Raw genomic sequence first — 19,605 nt, 5'->3', positions numbered from 1 at the left:
GGGGGACAATCATGATCGCATTCCAACCGCGCCTGGCGCTGGGCGCCTCTTGCCTTGTGCTGGCAACCCTGCTGGCCACGCCGGCGCTGGCCGCGTCCGACGACCAGGCCGCACCGGCGGCCGATACGCAAAGCCCGGACGCCGAAGCGCCCGGTGGCGGCGGGCAGCTTTCCGAAATCGTGGTGACCGCGCAGAAGCGCCGGGAAAACCTGCAGGAAACGCCGATCGCGATCTCGGTCCTGACCAGCCAGGGCCTGGCCGACCGCCACGTCACCTCGCTGCTCGATCTGGGTGACGGCGCCATTCCCTCGCTGAAGGTCGCCCCGTTCTTCTCGCGCCCCGGTGCGCTGATCGTCAATATCCGCGGCGTGGGCGTGCTGTCCGATTCGAACCAGCCCGCGCGCGATCAGGGCGTGGGCGTCTATGTCGATGGCGTGTACATGGGCCGCGCGCAGGGCCTTGGCACCGCGCTGTTCGATGTGGAGAACATCGAAGTGCTGAAAGGTCCGCAGGGCACGCTGTTCGGCCGCAACACCATGGGCGGCGCGGTCAACATAGTGACCAAGAAGCCCAGCGGCCAGTTCAAGCTGAACGCCACGGCCGGGGCCGGCAACTATGGATCGTACAAGGGCGAAGTCCATGTCGATCTGCCGGAATTCGCGAACATCAGCCTGAAGGTCGATGGCGTGATTGCCCGCCGCAACCCCTTCGTGAAGAACCCGATGCCGGGTCAGCTGGGCTTCAATTCCTATGACAAGCACGGCGTGCACGTGGAAGCACTGTGGAAGCCGGTCAGCAATTTCAGCGCCGACCTGTCGTACGACAACAGCTACGACGCGACCAGCACGCTGTACATGCAGCAGATTTCGGCGCCGCTCGGCCTGCCCGTGTCCGCGTCGGGATCGGCCGCGGTGCCGGCCAACGTCCTGTCCCCGCTGCTGACCCTGCAGCCCGACCGCGCGTCCACCGCCGTGGTCGGCGCGCCGCAGCAGGCGAGCGTGGGCAAGGCCGAAGGCGGGCGGCTTGGCCTGGAATACATCGCCACGCCGAACCTGACCTTCCGGTCGATCACCAGCTATCGCGAAATGACGCAAAGCCAGTTCGACAACGGGTCTGTCGCCACCAGCATGCAGCGCCCGACCTCGGTCACCAGCTTCCAGAACTTCGCCTTCGGCCGCTACAGCCTGGCGCCGTTCCGGCAGAACCAGTTCAGCCAGGAATTGCAGGTGATCGGCGAAGTGCCACGGCTGAAGTACCAGGCCGGCGGCCTCTATTACCAGGAACGCGTGGAAGACAGCGCGCAGGCGCCCAACACGCTGATGTTCACCAACGCGGCCGGCACCGCCTATACCATCTGCGATCAGGCACTGGTTTCAAGCTGCCGCTATGTGACGCAGCGCGCCAGCCACGTCAAAACCACCAGCATCGGCGTCTATGGCCAGGCGACGTACACCCCGCCCGTGCTGGAAGACATGGTCCACCTGACGGTCGGCGCCCGCTGGACGCGCGACAAGAAGGAAGGATCGCTGTTCACCATCAACGGCGCGGCCCCCTCGATCCCGGTCAACGGCGTCAACGTGGTCGGTCCGATCGCGCTCGATCGCAGCTGGTCGCGCGTCGATCCGCTGGTGAACCTGGCGTTCGATGCATCGCGTGACCTGCACTTCTACGGCAAGTGGAGCACGGGCTACCGCTCCGGCGGCGCCAGCTCGCGCTCGCTGACGTACCGCGCGTTCGATCCGGAAAAGGTGTCGATGTTCGAAATCGGCGCCAAGACCGAATTCTTCGACCGCCATGCCCGGTTCAATATCGCCGCCTACACGGGCACCTACAAGAGCATCCAGCTCGACTTCAGCGGCCTCTATGTCGATACCGTCAACGGCGTGCCGCAGATTACGACCCGCACCACGACCGACGTGGTCAACGCGCCCGGCACGGGCCGCCTGAAGGGTGTGGAAGCCGAACTGCTGCTGATGCCGATGGATGGCCTGACGCTGTCGGCCAGCTATGCCTACAACAGCGTGCACATCCCGCCGACGGTCAATCCGTTCCCGCAGACCGGCGGCGTGCCGATCACCACGCCGGTGCCGATCTACCAGGTTTACACGCCGAAGCATTCGGCCAGCGGATCGATCGACTACGAACACGAAGTGACGGCCGGTGGCGCGATGCTGAAGTTGCACCTCGACGGCAACTACGACTCCGGCTTCTACGTCAACTACACCGACGCGAACTACGACAACAACACGCGCGCGGTGCGCTACCCGCAGGTGAAGGGGGAATCCGGGCTGGTGTTCAACGGGCGCATCGCGCTGGCCGACATCCCCATGGAAGCGAACGGCGCGAAGGTGACGGTGGCGGTGTGGGCGCGCAATCTCTTCAACGAACAGCACCTGTTCTACAAGACCGGCAGCGCCGCCGCCGGCATCAGCGGCTTCTTCAACGATCCGCGCACCTGGGGCGCTGAAATCAACGTGAAGTTCTGATCCCCGCGCCACCGCGCAAGGCATCCCGAAGGCCGGTCCGCGCGCATCCCGCGCGGGCCGGCCTTTCGCGTATGCAAGTTTGCAAGCGGCGTTCGACGAACGGACACGTCGTTCGTCGAACGCCGTTCAGCTTCGGTATGGCATCGGTTTCTGAAACGGTTACAAAGGATACAGAGTCTCCCACAGGATAACCCATGGCCCGCATGCATTCCGCTTCGCAGTTCGTCTCCGCCATCGCCATCGCCGCCGCTCTCGCTTTCACCGGAACGCAGCCCGCGGCCGCCGCGCAGCCGGCGCCGGCAGAGGCCATCAAGCCCGCCCCCGTCGCCGATCTCGTCAACCGGGTGACCATCCCCTACGAAAGCTTCACCCTGCCGAACGGCCTGCGGGTGCTGGTCAATACCGACCGCAAGGCGCCGGTGGTCGCGGTTTCGGTGTGGTACGCGGTCGGCTCCAAGAACGAACCGAAGGGCAAGACCGGCTTCGCGCATCTGTTCGAACACCTGATGTTCAACGGGTCCGAACATGCGCCCGGCGATTTCTTCGAACCGCTGCAGCAGGTCGGCGCGACCGACATGAACGGCACGACGTGGTTCGACCGCACCAACTATTTCGAGACCGTGCCGACGGCCGCGCTCGACCGCACGCTGATGCTGGAAAGCGACCGCATGGGCTACCTGCTGGGTGCGGTCACCCAGGAAAAGCTCGATAACCAGCGCAGCGTCGTTCAGAACGAGAAGCGGCAGGGCGACAACCAGCCGTTCGGCATGGTCGAGTACGAGGAGCTGGAGACGCTCTATCCCTCGGGCCATCCCTATCACCATTCCACCATCGGCTCGATGGACGACCTGAACTCGGCCTCGCTCGAAGACGTCAAAGGCTGGTTCCGCGACCACTACGGGCCGAACAACGCCATCCTCGTGCTGGCGGGCGACATCGATCTCGCCACGGCCAAGGCCAAGGTCGCCAAATGGTTCGGCGCCATTCCCGCCGGCCCGGCGGTGCAGCCGGTATCCGTGCCGGTGCCCACGTTGCCCGCGCCGGTCAGCAAGACGATCAAGGATCAGATCGCCACCACCCGCATCTACCGCGTCTGGACGATCCCCGGCCTCGACAACCCGGAATACCTGCCGCTGCAGATGGCGGGCGCGGTTCTTGGCGGGCTTGCCAGCTCGCGGCTCGATGACGCGCTCGTCCGGCAGCAGCAGCTTGCCGTCTCGGTATCGGCGAGTACCTCGATTTTCGCGCAGGGCGGGCAGTTCGAGGTCTTTGCCGACGTGAAGCCCGGTACCGATCCGGCGAAGGTCAGCGCCGCTCTCGATGCCGAAGTGGCGCGGTTCCTTGCCCAAGGGCCGACGCAGGACGAACTGGAACGCGCCGCGACGACGTTTGCCGCCGGGCAGATCCGCGCGCTGGAATCGGTGGGCGGCGGCAGCGGCAAGGCGCCCACGCTCGCCGAAGGCCTGCTCTACCAGCACGATGCTGGCGCCTATCGCAAGGAACTGGACGCCGCGGCCGCGCTGACGCCCGCGCAGGTTCGCGACGTGACCCGGAAATGGCTTTCGCGTCCCACGTTCGCGCTGACGGTGGAACCGGGCACGCGCACCGAAGGCGGCGAACACCGTGGCGGTTTCCTGACCGATCCCAAGAGCCCGTCCGCCCGCCCCGCCTTCTGGCGCGATCCGCGCTTTGCGGATGGTTCGGCATCAGGCGCGGGGGCCAGCGCGCCCGACCGGTCGGAGCTTCCGCCCGTGGGGCAGCTCAGCCCGCTGGTGTTCCCGAAGATCGAACGCGCCACCCTGCCCAACGGGATGAAGGTCTATTTCGCCCGTCGCGCCGACGTGCCGGCGGTATCGGTGCGCGTGAGCTTCGACGCCGGCTATGCCGCCGATCCCAAGAACGCGCTCGGCACCGAAGCGCTGCTGCTCAAACTGATGAACGAAGGCACGACCACGCTCGATTCCTCGGCGTTCGCGCGGGCACGCGAACGGCTGGGCGCCAGCATCTCGGGAAGCGCGAACCCCGATACCACGTCGTTCCAGCTCGATGCGGTTACGCCCAATCTCGCTGCCTCGCTGGGGTTGCTGGCGGACTATATCCAGCATCCGGCGCTGGATGCCCGCGAACTCGAGCGCGTGCGTGCCCAGCAACTCACGGCGATCAGCGGCGAGATGAAGGACCCCACCTCGCTAGCGTTCCGGGTGCTTTACCCGACGCTCTACGGGCCGCAGCACCCCTATGGCATTCCCGCCACCGGAACCGGCGATCCGGCCGTCGTCGCGCGCCTCTCGCGCGATGATCTGGCCACGTTCCACAAGCGGTGGTTCCGCCCGGATACCGCCAGCGTCTTCGTGGTCGGCGCTACCACGCTGGCCGAAGTCACCAAACTGCTGGAAAAGAGCTTCGGCGCCTGGAAAGCGCCGGCCGAACCCGCCCCGGTCAAGAACTTCGCGGTGCCGGTTCCCGTCCAGAAGCCGCGCATCATCCTGATAGACCGGCCCGCCTCCCCTCAATCCGTCATCATGACGGGCGAAGTGCTGGACGCGAAGGGCACCGACGACCTGCTGGCGCTGCGCACCGCCAACGACATCTTCGGCGGCAACTTCCTCTCACGCATCAACACCAACCTGCGCGAAACCAAGGGCTGGTCCTATGGCGTGTCGAGCGGCGTGGTCGAACGGGAGGACCGCGTCCCCTTCCGCATCATCGCGCCGGTACAGACCGACCAGACCGGCCCCGCCATTGCCGAACTGCGCAAGGAACTCACCGGCTTCCTCGGCGCGAAGGGCGTGACCGCCGACGAAATCAAGTGGTCTACCAGCGGCAGCGCGCGTGAACTGCCCGGCATGTTCGAAACCTCGCGCTCGGTGCTCGATGGCGTGAGTTCGATCATCGAAAACAAGCGGCCCGACAACTACTACGAAACGCTCGCCGGCCGCTATGGCAGCATGACCGCGCAGCAGGCGGACGCCGCCGCCCGCGCCGCAATCTCGGCCGACAAGCTGGTCTATGTGGTGGTGGGCGATGCCGCCAAGGTGCGGCCGCAACTGGAAGCGCTGGGCCTGCCAGTCGAATCGCTTGCTATTGACAGCAATGTAGGTAGCAAATGAGAGGGCGTCGTCGGCGCTTGCCGGCGAGCCGTTAACGGGAGAGAACCATGTCTGTTGCCGGTACCTATGATTGCGTGACGAAGACGCCGATGGGCGATCAGTCGAGCAAGTTCACCGTCGAAGTCAGCGGCGATACCTTCACCGGCAGCAACGCCGGCCCCACCGGCACGATGGCGGTGGAAAACGGCAAGGTCGATGGCAACACGCTGACCTGGCAGATGAAGATGACCGTACCGATGCCGATGACGCTGGACTGCAAGGCCACCGTCGATGGCGACGCGCTGACTGGTTCGGTCACCGCCGGCATGTTCGGCACCTTCCCGATGAACGGGACGCGCGCCTGAACGAAGTCTCCACGATTCCTTACGCGGATGGGCGCAACTTGTGTCCATCCGCGTCGTCGTGAAGATGGCGCCAATCAGCGTACTGCGCGGCAAACGCGATAGGTAAAATCGGCATTGTTGGCTTTCCGCCACAGGTATACTGGGCGTTGCAGGGGGGGCGACGATGCGGACGATTTTATGGGCCTTGGCGGCCGTTTTGGCGCCGCTGCATGCGGCGTACGCGGCGGAAAGCACCGCCGGCACCGCCGCCGCCCTTTGCGAATTGCATGTATGGCCATCCGGCCCGTTGCGCTCTACCTACTACGGCTGGGTGCATGGCGGCATCGTCGACGGCTCCGTCCAGGGCCGCCCTGGCTATCCGAAACTGCCCGATCAGCCTTTGACTACCGCGCGACAGGTGGAAATCCTGAACAGCCAGGATCTGCCAGCCATCCTCGGCCTGCCCGGCTTCCGGACGGTTCTGCACGATCAGCCGCAGGAAAGCCGCGTGTTGCGTGGCACCGTTGGCCGCATTCTCGCGAACAGTCCGCCCTGCTACGCGGAACTCGCCATCGATGACGTCTTCTTTCAGGCAGATGTCTTCAGCGGTGCCTATCTCAAGACGCTCGTGCGCTTCCGCAGATTTGACGCCGGCGATACGCCGACCCGCACGTTCGGCACGATTGCGACCGAGAAACTCACCCAGTTCCCGCCGGCAAAAAGCGATGCGGACCCTGCGGATGCTGTCGCCGAACTGTCTGCGGCCTTTGGCAAAAGCCTGACCGATTTCGGCAGGATGCTGGCCGCCCCGCCGAAGCGCAAACATTGACCGAACCAGGATAAGAGGGGGGTACGAATGAAATATCCAGGCCTTGTGCTCGGAACGATGCTGCTTGCCGGCAGCGTGCAGCACGCCTGCGCACAGGAACAGGGGGCGGCGGCTGCCCCGGCGGCCGCCGTGCCTGACCAGACCGCCACGGCTCAACCCGCTCCGGCTCCGGTCGAGGTCATTGCGCATCCTCCTGCCGATGTCGCGGCGGATGGGTGCGAACTGCATATCTGGCCCGCGCAACGAATGACCTCAATGACGACCGGCCTGCTGGGCGGAGGCTTGCTGGATGCCGCGATCCACGGCAACCGGGATGCCACCAACCGCACGCTGCTGGCCAGCGCCCTCGACAGTCCGAGCCAGCTGGATGCGCTGCAGGCGCTGGATCTGCGGACGGAACTGAAGCTGACGCCCGGCACCACGATCATCACGCATTCGCAACCAGTCGACCGCCACACCATGAACTCGGTCAAGACACGCCGCGGGGAATCCCCGAGCAAGTGCTATTCCGAGTTGATCGTGGCTGACGTCTTCTACCAGAAAGCCGCCATTTACGGTCGCTCGCTGCGAACCCTGTTCATGGTGCGCGATTTCGGGGCCGGCGAGAAGATCGCCTTCGAATACAAGGCCTGGGGCGGCAACGGCCTGAAACTGTTTCCGCCCAAGGAAGGCGAAGACGCCGTGGCCGCGCTCGACGAGCTGGTCGCCGTGTTCAAGAAGAACTTCCAGGAATACGCCAACAACGAACGCAAGGCGCCACGCACGCCGGCCAAATCCTGATTGGCGGGTTCCGGCCCGCACAGCGCGGGCCGGAACGTTACCCCAGCTTCTTCTTCAGCAGTTCGTTGACCAGCTGCGGGTTGGCCTTGCCCTGCATGGCCTTCATCGTCTGGCCCACGAAGAAGCCGAACAGCGCTTCCTTGCCGCCCCGGTACTGTTCGACCTTGTCGGCATTGTCAGCCAGCACCTTGTCCACCACCGCTTCGATCGCGCCGGTGTCGCTGGTCTGCTTCAGACCTTCGCGCTCGACGATGGCGGCGGCGCCGTCGCCCGTTTCCAGCATCTTTTCGAGCACCTGCTTGGCGATCGAGCCGGAAATCGTGCCATCGCCCACCAGCGCCAGCAGTTCGGCCGCGCCTTCGGGGCTGACCGGCGAATCCTCAAGGCCGCGGCCCAGCTTGTTGAGCGCGCCGAACAGTTCGGAGGTCAGCCAGTTGGCCGCCTGCTTCGCCACGTCGGCTTCGCCCTTGCCCTGCTTGCCCGCGCTTTCGGCCAGCAGCTTCTCGAACCAGCGCGCGGTTTCAACGTCGGCGGTCAACACGCCGGCGTTGTAGGGCGAGAGACCCAGCACGGTTTCGTAGCGGTGGCGCTTGGCGTCCGGCAGTTCGGGCAGGCTGGCGCGGCATTCCTCCAGGAACGCATCGTCCAGTTCCAGCGGCAGCAGGTCCGGATCGGGGAAGTAGCGGTAATCGTGCGCGTCTTCCTTCGACCGCATCGAGCGGGTGGAGCCGCTGTCCGGATCGAACAGGCGGGTTTCCTGCACGATCTTGCCACCGCTCTCCAGCACGTCGACCTGGCGGTTCGCCTCGTGCTCGATCGCCTGCATGACGAAGCGCACCGAATTGACGTTCTTGGTCTCGGTGCGCGTGCCGAACGGCTCGCCCGGCCGGCGGACCGAGACGTTCACGTCGGCGCGCATCGAGCCCTGGTCCATGTTGCCGTCGCACGAGCCGACATAGCGCAGGATCGTGCGCAGCTTGGTGAGATAGGCCCCCGCCTCGGCCGGCGAGCGCATGTCGGGCCGGCTGACGATTTCCATCAGCGCCACGCCCGAGCGGTTCAGGTCCACGTAGGACATCGTCGGGTGCTGATCGTGCATCAGCTTGCCCGCATCCTGCTCCACGTGGATGCGTTCGATGCCGATGGTCTTGGTGCTTTCGGGGTCCTTGTCGTCGAGCTGGATCTCGATCGTGCCCTCACCCACCAGCGGGTGGTAGAGCTGGCTGATCTGGTAGCCCTGCGGCAGATCGGCGTAGAAGTAGTTCTTGCGGTCGAAGCGCGACCACTTGTTGATCTGCGCGTTGATCGCCATGCCCGTGCGCACCGCCTGGCGGATGCATTCGCGGTTGGGCACCGGCAGCATCCCCGGCATCGCGGCGTCGACAAGGCTGACCTGGCTGTTCGGCTCGGCGCCGAAAGCCGTGGCCGATCCCGAGAACAGCTTGGCGTTGGACGTGACCTGCGCATGGACTTCAAGGCCGATCACGACCTCCCAATCCCCTGTTGCGCCCTGAATGCGATAGCTGTTCATCTCGTTCTTCCGTCATCCCCGCGGACGCGGGGATCTCGTTGATCTGGGTCGGACCTTCAGGCCCGAGACCCCGGCTTGCGCCGGGGTGACGTCCATTACCACCACTTCGCCGGCTTGGCCGAGAACCCCGCGCGTTGCTCGATCGCCAGCCCGGCGTTCAGTACGCCCTGTTCGTCGAAGGCCTTGCCGATGACCTGCAGGCCCAGCGGCAGCCCATTGCGGTCCACCCCGGCGGGCACCGACATCGCCGGCAGCCCCGCAAGGCTGGCGGGCACCGAGAACACGTCGTTCAGGTACATCGCCAGTGGATCGTCGCTCTTTTCACCCAGCGCGAACGCGGCGGTCGGCGCGGTCGGCGCCAGGATCACGTCGACTTCGGTGAAGGCGTTCTTGAAGTCGTGGCTGATCAGCGTGCGGACCTTCTGCGCCTGCGTGTAATAGGCATCATAGAACCCGGCCGAGAGCACATAAGTGCCGATCAGGATGCGGCGCTTGACCTCCGCGCCGAAGCCCGCCGCGCGCGTCGCGGCGTACATGTCCTGCAGGTTCGCGCCGTCGGGCAGTTCGCGCAGGCCATAGCGCACGCCATCATAGCGCGCGAGGTTGGATGAGGCTTCGGCCGGCGCGATAATGTAGTAGGTCGGCAGCGCGTACTTGGTGTGCGGCAGCGAGATGTCCACGATCTCCGCGCCCGCGTCCTTCAGCCAGGCGATACCGTCGTCCCACGATTTCGCGACGTCCGGGTCCATGCCGTCCATGCGGTATTCGCGCGGGATGCCGACCTTCTTGCCCCGCAGGTCGCCCGAGAGCCCCGCTTCCCACGCGGGCACCGGCAGATCGAGGCTGGTCGCATCCTTGGGATCGAACCCTGCCATCGCTTCCAGCATGATCGCGCAATCGCGCACGTCGCGCGCCATCGGCCCGGCCTGGTCGAGCGAGCTGGCGAAGGCCACGATGCCCCAGCGCGAGCAGCGGCCATACGTCGGCTTGATGCCCGAAATGCCGGTGAAGGCCGCCGGCTGGCGGATCGATCCACCGGTGTCCGTGCCGGTCGCGGCCGGTGCCAGGCGCGCGGCGACGGCGGCCGAGGAACCGCCCGACGAACCGCCCGGCGCCAGCGGCGCGGTATCGCCGGGGCGGCGCCAGGGCGAGATCACGTTGCCGAAGGCGCTGGTCTCGTTCGACGAACCCATCGCGAACTGGTCAAGGTTCAGCTTGCCCAGCATCCCCGCGCCCGCATCCCACAGCTTGCTGCTGACCGTGCTTTCATACTCGGGCGTGAAGCCTTCGAGGATGCGACTGGCGGCCGTGGTCTGCACGCCCTTGGTGGCGAACAGGTCCTTCATGCCGATCGGCACGCCCGCCATCTTGCCCAGCGCCTTGCCCGCAGCGCGATCGGCATCGACCTTCGCGGCGGCGTCCAGCGCCTTCTCCGGGGTGGTGACGATGAAGGCGTTGAGCGCGGGCTGCGCCGCCGCGACCGCCGCGTTGAACGCGGCGGCGACTTCGGTGGCGGTGAATTCGCCCTTCGCCACGCCTTCGCGGATCGCGGCGATGCCAAGTTCGGTCAGTTCGTTTGCGTTATTGGGCATTATTCGATCACCTTGGGCACGCCAAAGAAGCCGTGTTCGGCCGCCGGCGCATTGGCCAGCACGGCATCGCGAATGCCGCCGCCGGTCAGCGGATCGGCATTCACCACGTCATCGCGCAGGCGCAGGGTATTGGGGATCACGGCGGTCATCGGCTCGATGCCGGCGACGTCCACTTCCCCCAGTTGCTCGACCCAGGCGAGAATGCCGTTGAGTTCGGGGACCATCGCCTCAAGCTCCGGTTCGGTAACCTTGAGGCGGGCCAGCGAGGCGATCTTCGCCACCGTGGCGGTATCTACGGACATGGGATTTCCCTGCCTTGGACAAACGGAAAAACAAAGGACGCCGCGCGCTAGCATCGCGCGCGGCGTCCTTCAAGCGAACGGACGGAAACGCGCGATCAGCGCTGCGGGGCTTCCCCGGCGGGCGGCGCGCCATGCGGGCCACCGTGCGGTCCGCCGGGCATGCCCTGCATCCCTTGCATCTGCTGCAGGACGCGGCGTTGCTGCTCCAGCTCGGCGGCGCTCTTGAAATCGATCAGTTCGACTTCGAACACCAGATCGCTGTTGGCCGGGATCACCACTTCGCCAGTGCCCTGGTTGGTCTGCGGGCGATCGCCATAGGCATCGGCGGCCGGAATCTCGAGCCGGTACTTGCCGCCGCGCTTCATCATCTGAAGCCCCTTGGAGAAGCCGGGGATCACCCCATCGACCGGCATGGCGACACGTTCGCCGCGATCGAATTCCTTGCCGGTGGACGCGAGCCGCCCGACATAGTTCACCAGCGCGACATCGCCCGTCTTCGGCGATTCGCCTTCACCCTGCTTGACCGCCTCGACATAGACCGCCGCAAAGTGCTGCGGCCGCGCGGCATAGGCCCCGCCGATCCCGATCAAAGCGGCCACGGCAACGCCAAGCCAGATCTTGGTGACCGATCCCTGCGCAACAGGCTGCAGCGGAACGCGCGTGATTTCTGACATTGCTTCCCCTTTTGAGCGCCCCGGTCTGAGGCTCTCCCTGCGGTAAGGCGCGAATCGCCATCGGCCGCAAGGGCCAGATGTGCGAAAGGGCGCCGCGATGACGGCGCCCCTCTTGGCCCAGCCGGGCCGTCGCGGCAAGAGGCTAGATGGCGGATGAGACCAACGTCTCTTCCGCCGCCCGAACCTTACTTGGCGCCGTCGCGCTCCAGCCGCTTGCGCTCCAGCTTGCGGGCGCGGCGAACAGCGGCCGCCTTTTCGCGGGCGCGCTTTTCGGAGGGCTTTTCGTAGTGGCGGCGCAGCTTCATTTCGCGATACACGCCCTCACGCTGCAGCTTCTTCTTGAGCGCGCGAAGAGCCTGGTCGACATTGTTGTCGCGAACGAGAATCTGCATAAACCGACACACCTCAAACAGCTTCAGGCGAGAGCCCGCCAATCATGCGGGGGTCACCGTGATTCGGGAAACACGAACGGGGCCGAATCCATGCTGGACCGGCTCCAACCGGCGGCCCGTTAGCAGTGCGCCAAACGAAAGGCAAGCAAACTCGCGCCCTGATCGTTCCCCCGCCCTTCCCCCGGAGCCGCTGAACGTCTAAGGCCGCAACCATGAATCCTCCCTCAACCTTGCAGGCCACGCTGCTGGTCGCCGCTGGCGGCGCCGGTGGATCGGTGCTGCGCTATCATGCCGGACGGCTCGTGATGGGCATCGTCGGCCCCAACGCGGCCTTTCCCTGGCCCACCTTTTCGATCAACGTCGCGGGCAGCCTGCTGATGGGACTGCTGGCGGGCTGGCTTGCCCGGAATGGCGCGGCCGGCGAAGCCTGGCGGCTGCTGCTGGCGGTGGGCGTGCTGGGCGGCTTCACCACGTTCTCCTCGTTCAGCCTCGAAACCGCGCTGCTGCTCGAACGCGGGCTGATGGGCACGGCCGCGGTTTATGCGGCGGGTTCGCTGGCGACGGGCATCGCCGGGCTGTTCCTGGGCCTTTTCGTGATGCGGGCAGCGGCATGAGCGAGGAAGTCCGCCAGTTCACCATCGCGCACGACGATGACGACATCCGGCTCGACCGCTGGTTCAAGCGCCATTTGCCGCAAGTGGGCTTCGCCACGGTTTCGCGCTGGGCGCGCACCGGCCAGATCCGCGTCGACGGCAAGCGCGCCGATGTCGATACCCGCCTGGCGAAGGGCCAGGTGCTGCGCGTGCCGCCAGGCGGGACCACCCCTCTGGCGGGCAGCAAGGGCGCCCGGCCGCGCAAGCCGCTGACCGAGGAGCAAATCGCGCTGGCCGAATCCATGGTGCTGGAAAAGGACCGCGCGGCGATCGTGCTCAACAAGCCGCCCGGCCTCGCCACGCAGGGCGGCAGCGGCACGCACGAGCATGTCGACGGCCTGCTCGACGCCTACGCAGAGGACAAGGGACCACGCCCGCGCCTGGTCCACCGGCTCGACAAGGACACGTCGGGCGTCCTGCTGATCGCTCGCACGCCCGGCAGCGCGGCATTCTTCTCCAAGCGCTTCTCCGGCCGGTCGGCCAGGAAGATCTACTGGGCGCTCGTGACGGGCATTCCCGATATATCGGACGGACTGATCGAACTGCCGCTGGCCAAGCAGCCGGGCACCGGTGGCGAGAAGATGATGGTCGATGAAAGCGGCCAGGGTCAGACGGCGCGCACCCGCTACCGCGTGGTCGATCGCGCCGGCAACCGGGCGGCCTGGGTGGAACTCCAGCCGCTGACCGGCCGCACCCACCAGCTTCGCGTCCACATGGCGGCGATCGGTCATCCGATCGTGGGCGACGGCAAATATGGCGGACAGGCGGCGTTCCTGACCGGCAGCATCAGCCGCAAGATGCACCTCCACGCCCGCCGCCTGCGCATCGAGCATCCCGAAGGCGACCTGATCGATGTAACGGCCCCGCTGCCCGAGCATTTCGCGGCCAGCATGGCGCAGCTGGGCTTCGACGAGGCGGACGGCGATCTCCCGCTCGAACCGGTCAAGCTGGTCGACGAGAAGGACGAACAGAAGCGCGCGGCCAAGGCTCATGCCAAGCAGTACCGCAAGGAGCGGCGCGGCGAACGGCGCAAGCGGGCCGATGGGCCCACCGGCCGCAAGCCGACGGGCAAGCGCGCCGCCGCGAAGCCCGCCGCAAAGAAGCCGGCGGCACGCAAGACGCCATCGCCCCGCACGCCCAAGCGCTGATGCACCCGAACCCCGCCTTCCGCAGCGACGATCGCGATCTGCACGAAGCGCTGATCGCGGAAATCGGATTCGGCATGGTGTTCCTGACCACGCCGGACGGGCCGCGCGTGGCGCATACGCCGCTGCTTTCGACCGGCGACGGCGCGGTGCAGTTCCATCTCGCGCGCGGCAACGCGCTGACCCGCCACCTGGACGGCGCCATGGCGCTGGCGGTGGTCAACGGGCCGGACGGCTATGTCAGCCCGCGCTGGTATGCCGATGCCGCGCAGGTGCCGACGTGGAACTACGTGGCGCTGGAACTGGAAGGGCGCGTGCGGCGCATGGATCAGGATGGCCTGCGCGCGCTGCTGGAAGGGCTTTCCGCGCGGCATGAGGCGCGCATCGCCGATGCCACGCCTTGGACGATGGACAAGATACCCGAACCGCAACTGCGGCAGATGATGGGCGCGATCGTGGGCTTCGAGATGGAAGTGCTGGCCTGGCGGCCCACGTTCAAGCTTTCGCAGAACAAGCCGGCCGACGAACGCACCCGCGTGGCGGCGGGGCTTGAGGCGGAAGGATCGCCCGCCATCGCCGAACTGATGAGGAGGCTGGTGCCATGACGTCCGACGCGCCTTTGCGCCTTGCCATCTTCGATTGCGACGGCACGCTGGTCGACAGCCAGGCCGATATCTGCGCGGCCATGGACGCGGCCTTTGCCACCGCCGGCCTGACTCCACCCGATCGCGCGGCAACCCGCAGGATCGTCGGCCTTTCGCTGCACGAGGCGATGCGCCGCCTGCACCCTGAAGGCGGGGACCGCGACCATGCCGCGCTGGCCGGATACTACAAGGACGCCTTCCGCGCCCGGCGCGAGGCCGGCGCCGTGGCCGAGCCGCTCTACGAGGGCATCGCCGCGCTGGTGGAGGAACTGGCGGACGCTGGCTGGCTGCTGGGCGTCGCCACCGGCAAGAGCGACCGGGGCCTTGCCCATTGCCTGACCACCCATGGCCTTGCCGGGCACTTCGTTACGCTGCAGACGGCCGACCGGCATCCCTCGAAGCCCCATCCTTCGATGGTGGAAGCCTGCCTCGAAGCCACCGGCGCCAGCGCCGCGCACACCGCCATGATCGGCGATACCGCCTATGACATGGAAATGGCGCGCAATGCGGGCATCCGGGCATTCGGGGTGGACTGGGGCTATCACGATCCGGCGGAGCTGTTCGACGCGGGTGCCGAAGCGGTGGCCACCACCATGATCGAACTGCGCGCCCTGCTGAAAGGCATGGAATGAGCGCCGAGCGCGACCCGGCCATCGCCCGTTTCGCCATCCTGCAACTGGTCCGTCTTTCCGGCACGCTGCTGGTGCTGGCCGGCGCGCTTGTCGCTTCGCGCAAGGTTGGCTGGCTGGCGGGCCTGCCCGAAGCGGCGGGCTATGTCCTGATGGCCGCCGGTCTTGCCGATTTCTTCGCGCTGCCACCCCTGCTGGCAAAGCGCTGGCGGAGCCCCGAATGAAGCGTTTCTACAAGGACGTGACCGTTGTCGCCGAAGATGGCGGCTTTCGCGTGGTGCTGGACGGGCGCGGCATCCGCACCGTCGGCGGACGTCCCCAGATCGTCCCCGCCCGCGCGCTGGCCGAGGCCATGGCGGCGGAGTGGGCCGATCAGGGCGACGAGATCGACAGCACCCGCTTCCACCTGCGCGACATGGCCGATTTCGCGCTGGATGTGGTCGCTCCCGAACGCGCCCGCACCATCGGCGAACTGCTGCCTTATGCTGAAACCGATACGCTGTGCTATCGCGCCGAGCCGGACGAGCCCTTGGCGGCGCGCCAGCGCGCGGTGTGGGAACCGCTGCTCTCCGCCATGGAAACGCGCATCGGCGTGAGCTTCCACCGCGTTTCGGGCGTGATGCACCGGCCGCAGCCGCCCGAGGCGATCGAGCGCATCGCCGGCGAACTGGAGGGGCTGGACGCCTTCGCGCTGGCGGCGCTGCGCAACACCGCCAGCCTGGCCGCGTCGCTTACGCTGGGCCTTGCCGCGATCGCGCCGGGCGCGGACGTGGAAGCGCTGTGGAACGCCGCCAATCTCGAGGAAGACTGGCAGGCCGAACTCTGGGGCAAGGATGCCGAGGCGCAGGACCGGCGCAACAAGCGCTTCGCGGCGTTCCGCGCGGCAACCCGCTTCGCGGAACTTGCGCGGGCTTAAACCGCCTTCCTGCCAATCAGGATCAGCCGAACCAGTCGACCACGTCCTTCGCCACGGCGTTGGCCGCCTTGTTCAGCGCCGGCCCCACCTCGCTCGCTTCCGGCGCGACGCCCGGCACGTCCTGTTCGAAACGCTTCGTCTCGATCTTGCCGCCGGGCAGTTCCTTCACCGCATCGAAACGGACGATGACGCGCCGGCTGCGCGCGTCATAGCCCAGGTCGAGAATGCGGCCCGAAAGGCGCGGCCCGCTGACGCCCAGATCGTTCTCCACCACCAGCCTGCCGCCCTTGGCGCGCAGCGTTTCGGCCAGCAGGCGCTGGAACAGCCGCGTCGGCCGTTCGACCCATTGCGTGCCCTTGAGATAGGCGACGTTGGAATCGTCGATCTGCACCGGAATGCGCAGCACCGCCAGCCGCGCCTCCGCCGCCGGCTCCAGCACGGCGGTCGCGCCGGAGAGGCTGCCCGACACGCCGGCGCCAGCCGCCGGCGCGCTTTCGGGCGTCAGGCTCATCAGCGTGCCCGGCACCTTGGTGCCGATGTTGACGCAGGCGGAAAGAGCCAGAGCGAGGGCAGACGCGAGCAGCGGCGCGGCAAGGATCGGTTTGCGGATCATCGCGATGGTCCCTTTCATGGCTTGTAGTCCGGCAGCTTCGGGCTGCCGACGATGGCGCTTACGCCACGGTCGTTGATCTTGTCGGTCACTTCGCGCAGCGACCGCGTCGTCGCCTGCAGATCGCGGATCGCGGCTTCGGCGGCAGGCAGCGTGCGTTCGTTCAGCTGGCGCGCGGCCGGGCGCGTATCATCCAGCGTGGCCTGGAGCGCGTCCGCCGCGGACTGAGCCGATTTCAGCGTCTGGCGCAACTGCTTGGCCAGGCCGCTACCTTCGTCGTTGATCATCGCGTCGGTCGATCCGGCCAGCTTCTCGAAGCTGGAAAGCGTGTAGTTCGCCTGCCGCAAGGTCGCCTGCAATTCGGACAGCACCCGCTTCACATCGGGCGAGGCAGCGGCAAGGTTGCCGGTCATCTTGTCCGTGTTGCGCATGATGTTTTCGAACGACTTCAGGTTCTGGTCGGACAGCACCATCGTCAGCCGTTCGGTCAGCGTCGCCAGCCGTTCCAGCAACAGCGGCGTGTTGGCCAGAATCTCGCCAAGACCGCCGCGCTTGGTCGGGATCACGGGCACGCCTTCCGGCCCCTTCTCCTCGATCGGTGGCGCGCCCTTGACCGCGCCCTGCAACTGGATGGTGGTTACGCCGGTGAAGCTGCCCTGCAGGCTGGCGGTCGTGCCCTGCAGGATCGGCACCTTCCTGTTGATCTTGATCCGCACCCGGACGAATTCTGGGTCCTTCTCCCACAGATCGATGTCTTCCACCTGACCCGAGGGCACGCCCGAGAACGAGACTTCCGATCCCTTGGCCAGACCATCCACCGACTGCTTGAAGAAGATGTCGTAGTGATCCTGTTCGCCCTGGTTCAGGCGCGCGATCCACACCGTCAGCGCGGCGATGCCGGCCAGCAGCAGGAGGGTAACGGCCCCGACCCAGATATGGTTTGCGCGCGTTTCCATCGGCTGTGTTCCCGTATCCTATGCCTCGTCCAGCGCCGTATCGTCCACCGGAGCGGCAATCCCCGGCGGTGCAATTCGATCCTGCGCGGCCTTGGCGGCCCGGCCGCGCGGGCCATTGAAGTATTCCTGAATCCACGGATGATCGAGCGCCAGCAGTTCCGGGATCGTTCCCACAGCGATCACCTTCCTATCGGCCAGCACGGCCACACGATCGCAGATTTCGTAAAGGGTATCGAGATCGTGCGTGATCAGGAACACGGTCAGCCCCAGCGTCTGCTGCAGGCTGGCGATCAATTGATCGAACGCCGCCGCGCCGATCGGGTCCAGCCCCGCCGTCGGTTCGTCCAGAAACAGCAGTTCGGGATCGAGCGCCAGGGCGCGCGCAAGGCCAGCGCGCTTCTTCATGCCGCCGGAAAGTTCGGCCGGATACTTGGCGGTCGCTTCCGCCGGCAGGCCGGAAAGGATCACCTTGTAGCGCGCGATCTCGTGCCGCAGTTCGTCGCTGAGCTCGGGATAGAATTCGCGCAACGGCACTTCGACGTTTTCGGCCACGGTCAGCGTGGAGAACAGCGCGCCGCCCTGGAACAGCACGCCCCACTGGCAGCGGATGTCGATATCGTCATCGTCGCGCGCGTCGGTGATCGAGCTGCCGAGCACCTCGATCTCGCCCGCTTCGGGGATCTGGAGGCCGATGATAGCGCGCATCAGCACCGATTTGCCCGTGCCCGAACCGCCCACCACGCCAATGATCTCGCCCCGCCGGACATCGAGATCGAGGTCTTCGTGGACCACATGCGGACCGAACACGTTCTTGAGTCCGCGCACGCGGATGAGGATATCGGGATCGCTCATCCCCAGCCGACCTTGGTGAAGAACACCGCAAAGAAGGCATCGAGCACGATCACCATGAAGATCGCCATGACCACCGCCGCCGTGGTGCGCGTGCCCACTTCCTCTGCATTGGCCTTGACCTGCATCCCCTGATAGCAGCCGGCCACGGCCACGATCAGGCCGAACACCGGCGCCTTGACCAGCCCGACCCACACGTCGTGCAGCGGCACCACTTCCTGAATGCGCGCCAGGAAGGTCAGGAAGGGAATGCCCAGCGTCGTCGCCGAAAGAAACGCGCCGCCGATGATGCCGACGACGGCCGAATAAGTGCCCAGCAAGGGCAGCATCAGCATCGTCGCCAGAATGCGGGGCAGCACCAGCGCTTCCATCGGCGAAACGCCGATCGTGCGCATGGCGTCGACCTCCTCGGTCAGCTTCATCGTGCCGAGCTGCGCGGCGAAGGCGGAGCCGGACCGGCCCGCGACCATGATCGCCGTCATCAGAATGCCGAGTTCGCGCAGCGTCAGACGGCCCACCAGGTTGACCGTGTAGATCTCCGCGCCGAACTGGCGGAGCTGGACCGCGCCCTGCTGCGCGATGACGATGCCGACCAGGAAGCTCATCAGCCCCACGATCGCCAGCGCGTTCACGCCCACCAGCTCCATCTGGTGGATCATCGCCTTGCCGCGGAAACGTCCGGGATGCCGCAGCAGCGTGCCGGTGACCTGCACCACCTGCCCCAGGAAGCCCAGCACCTGCAGCGAGCCCCAGGCCAGCCCGACCACCGCATCGCCCACCTTGCCCGGCACGCGCTCGAACAGCGGAAGGCGCGGGGCGCTGACGCCCGAATCGTTCTCGCCCGCCTGGCCCACCGCGGCGATCAGGCGTTCGGCTTCGCTGCGGGCGCCGACGATCTCCGCGCCCTGTTCCTGCGCCAGCCGCCACACCGTCCACGCGCCCACGGTGTCCATGCGTTCCACGTCGGAAAGGTCGATGCGGGCGATCGGTTCGTCCAGCGCGCGCAGCCGGGCATCGATCGCGCCGACCGAGGACACCAGCATCTCGCCGCTGAACGCCAGCGTGGCGCCCCCGGCTTCTTCGGTTCCGGCATCGCCGGGCTGGATCGTGAAGTCGGCTAACGCCCGCATAGGATGCGCTTCATGCGGGAAAATGGCAGGGGCGACAAGTGCATGACGTGCGAC

General features: G+C 66.6%; 20 protein-coding genes. 11 read left to right on the top strand and 9 right to left on the bottom strand.

Going from position 1 to position 19,605, the window contains the following annotated elements; translation table 11 throughout:
* Positions 1 to 11 precede the first annotated feature (11 nt).
* The 5 genes from NMD1_RS11035 (at position 12) to NMD1_RS11015 (ending at position 7,528) form a co-directional block, all read left to right on the top strand.
* Positions 12 to 2,486, top strand: a complete 2,475-nt coding sequence (locus NMD1_RS11035) for a TonB-dependent receptor (protein WP_125954797.1) — start codon at positions 12 to 14, stop codon at positions 2,484 to 2,486.
* A 194-nt stretch (positions 2,487 to 2,680) separates the two neighbouring features.
* Positions 2,681 to 5,596: a pitrilysin family protein gene (locus NMD1_RS11030; RefSeq protein ID WP_125954796.1), complete on the top strand. Its 2,916-nt coding sequence runs from the start codon at positions 2,681 to 2,683 to the stop codon at positions 5,594 to 5,596.
* Between the two features lie 47 nt (positions 5,597 to 5,643).
* A complete protein-coding gene (locus tag NMD1_RS11025) occupies positions 5,644 to 5,940 on the top strand; it encodes a hypothetical protein (RefSeq protein WP_124807812.1) in 297 nt (98 codons plus the stop codon).
* Positions 5,941 to 6,103: 163 nt separating this feature from the next.
* Entirely contained in the window at positions 6,104 to 6,748 is a 645-nt protein-coding gene (locus NMD1_RS11020; protein ID WP_125954795.1) for a hypothetical protein, read from the top strand.
* A gap of 27 nt (positions 6,749 to 6,775) precedes the next feature.
* On the top strand, positions 6,776 to 7,528 hold the full coding sequence (locus NMD1_RS11015) for a hypothetical protein (RefSeq protein WP_125954794.1): 753 nt from the start codon (positions 6,776 to 6,778) through the stop codon (positions 7,526 to 7,528).
* A gap of 37 nt (positions 7,529 to 7,565) precedes the next feature.
* Here NMD1_RS11015 and gatB read toward each other — a convergent pair whose 3' ends face one another.
* From gatB to rpsU, 5 genes are all read right to left on the bottom strand, one after another.
* Positions 7,566 to 9,059, bottom strand: a complete 1,494-nt coding sequence (gene gatB, locus NMD1_RS11010) for an Asp-tRNA(Asn)/Glu-tRNA(Gln) amidotransferase subunit GatB (protein WP_124807815.1) — start codon at positions 9,057 to 9,059, stop codon at positions 7,566 to 7,568.
* 95 nt (positions 9,060 to 9,154) lie between these two features.
* Positions 9,155 to 10,651, bottom strand: a complete 1,497-nt coding sequence (gene gatA / locus NMD1_RS11005) for an Asp-tRNA(Asn)/Glu-tRNA(Gln) amidotransferase subunit GatA (protein ID WP_125954793.1) — start codon at positions 10,649 to 10,651, stop codon at positions 9,155 to 9,157.
* The gene (gatC, locus tag NMD1_RS11000) at positions 10,651 to 10,953 is read right to left on the bottom strand and encodes an Asp-tRNA(Asn)/Glu-tRNA(Gln) amidotransferase subunit GatC (protein WP_124807817.1); all 303 of its coding nucleotides are present in this window, start codon (positions 10,951 to 10,953) and stop codon (positions 10,651 to 10,653) included. The genes gatA and gatC overlap by 1 nt, the downstream gene beginning before the upstream one ends.
* Positions 10,954 to 11,048: 95 nt before the next feature.
* Entirely contained in the window at positions 11,049 to 11,627 is a 579-nt protein-coding gene (locus NMD1_RS10995; RefSeq protein ID WP_124807818.1) for an FKBP-type peptidyl-prolyl cis-trans isomerase, read from the bottom strand.
* Positions 11,628 to 11,812: 185 nt separating this feature from the next.
* Complete coding sequence (gene rpsU, locus NMD1_RS10990; protein ID WP_091145878.1) at positions 11,813 to 12,019, bottom strand: 30S ribosomal protein S21; 207 nt, start codon at positions 12,017 to 12,019, stop codon at positions 11,813 to 11,815.
* A 212-nt stretch (positions 12,020 to 12,231) separates the two neighbouring features.
* Here rpsU and crcB point away from each other — a divergent pair, with 212 nt between their 5' ends.
* Genes crcB through NMD1_RS10960 form a run of 6 tightly spaced genes read left to right on the top strand, consistent with a single transcriptional unit; the run spans position 12,232 to position 16,006 of the window.
* Positions 12,232 to 12,633 carry a fluoride efflux transporter CrcB gene (gene crcB / locus NMD1_RS10985; protein WP_124807819.1) on the top strand — a complete coding sequence of 134 codons (402 nt, stop codon included), beginning with the start codon at positions 12,232 to 12,234 and terminating at the stop codon, positions 12,631 to 12,633.
* Positions 12,630 to 13,820: an RluA family pseudouridine synthase gene (locus NMD1_RS10980; protein WP_125954792.1), complete on the top strand. Its 1,191-nt coding sequence runs from the start codon at positions 12,630 to 12,632 to the stop codon at positions 13,818 to 13,820. Before crcB ends, NMD1_RS10980 begins: the two co-directional genes overlap by 4 nt.
* Entirely contained in the window at positions 13,820 to 14,422 is a 603-nt protein-coding gene (locus NMD1_RS10975; protein WP_125954791.1) for an FMN-binding negative transcriptional regulator, read from the top strand. Before NMD1_RS10980 ends, NMD1_RS10975 begins: the two co-directional genes overlap by 1 nt.
* A complete protein-coding gene (locus tag NMD1_RS10970) occupies positions 14,419 to 15,093 on the top strand; it encodes an HAD-IA family hydrolase (protein WP_125954790.1) in 675 nt (224 codons plus the stop codon). The genes NMD1_RS10975 and NMD1_RS10970 overlap by 4 nt, the downstream gene beginning before the upstream one ends.
* On the top strand, positions 15,090 to 15,314 hold the full coding sequence (locus NMD1_RS10965; RefSeq protein ID WP_125954789.1) for a hypothetical protein: 225 nt from the start codon (positions 15,090 to 15,092) through the stop codon (positions 15,312 to 15,314). Before NMD1_RS10970 ends, NMD1_RS10965 begins: the two co-directional genes overlap by 4 nt.
* Positions 15,311 to 16,006 (top strand): ATP12 family chaperone protein, encoded by a 696-nt coding sequence (locus NMD1_RS10960; protein ID WP_125954788.1) that lies wholly within the window; start codon positions 15,311 to 15,313, stop codon positions 16,004 to 16,006. The genes NMD1_RS10965 and NMD1_RS10960 overlap by 4 nt, the downstream gene beginning before the upstream one ends.
* Before the next feature lie 22 nt (positions 16,007 to 16,028).
* Here NMD1_RS10960 and NMD1_RS10955 read toward each other — a convergent pair whose 3' ends face one another.
* The 4 genes from NMD1_RS10955 to NMD1_RS10940 are packed head-to-tail and all read right to left on the bottom strand — an operon-like array spanning position 16,029 to position 19,551.
* Entirely contained in the window at positions 16,029 to 16,637 is a 609-nt protein-coding gene (locus NMD1_RS10955; protein ID WP_233497543.1) for an ABC-type transport auxiliary lipoprotein family protein, read from the bottom strand.
* A complete protein-coding gene (locus tag NMD1_RS10950; RefSeq protein WP_125954787.1) occupies positions 16,634 to 17,572 on the bottom strand; it encodes an MlaD family protein in 939 nt (312 codons plus the stop codon). Before NMD1_RS10950 ends, NMD1_RS10955 begins: the two co-directional genes overlap by 4 nt.
* 18 nt (positions 17,573 to 17,590) lie before the next feature.
* Positions 17,591 to 18,424 carry an ABC transporter ATP-binding protein gene (locus NMD1_RS10945; RefSeq protein ID WP_125954786.1) on the bottom strand — a complete coding sequence of 278 codons (834 nt, stop codon included), beginning with the start codon at positions 18,422 to 18,424 and terminating at the stop codon, positions 17,591 to 17,593.
* On the bottom strand, positions 18,421 to 19,551 hold the full coding sequence (locus NMD1_RS10940) for an ABC transporter permease (protein WP_124807827.1): 1,131 nt from the start codon (positions 19,549 to 19,551) through the stop codon (positions 18,421 to 18,423). The genes NMD1_RS10945 and NMD1_RS10940 overlap by 4 nt, the downstream gene beginning before the upstream one ends.
* Positions 19,552 to 19,605: the final 54 nt, after the last annotated feature.

Source organism: Novosphingobium sp. MD-1, from assembly GCF_001014975.1.
GTDB lineage: Bacteria > Pseudomonadota > Alphaproteobacteria > Sphingomonadales > Sphingomonadaceae > Novosphingobium.
Note: the sequence above shows the minus strand (reverse complement) of the source record. Positions and strands in the feature narration are given on the sequence as shown.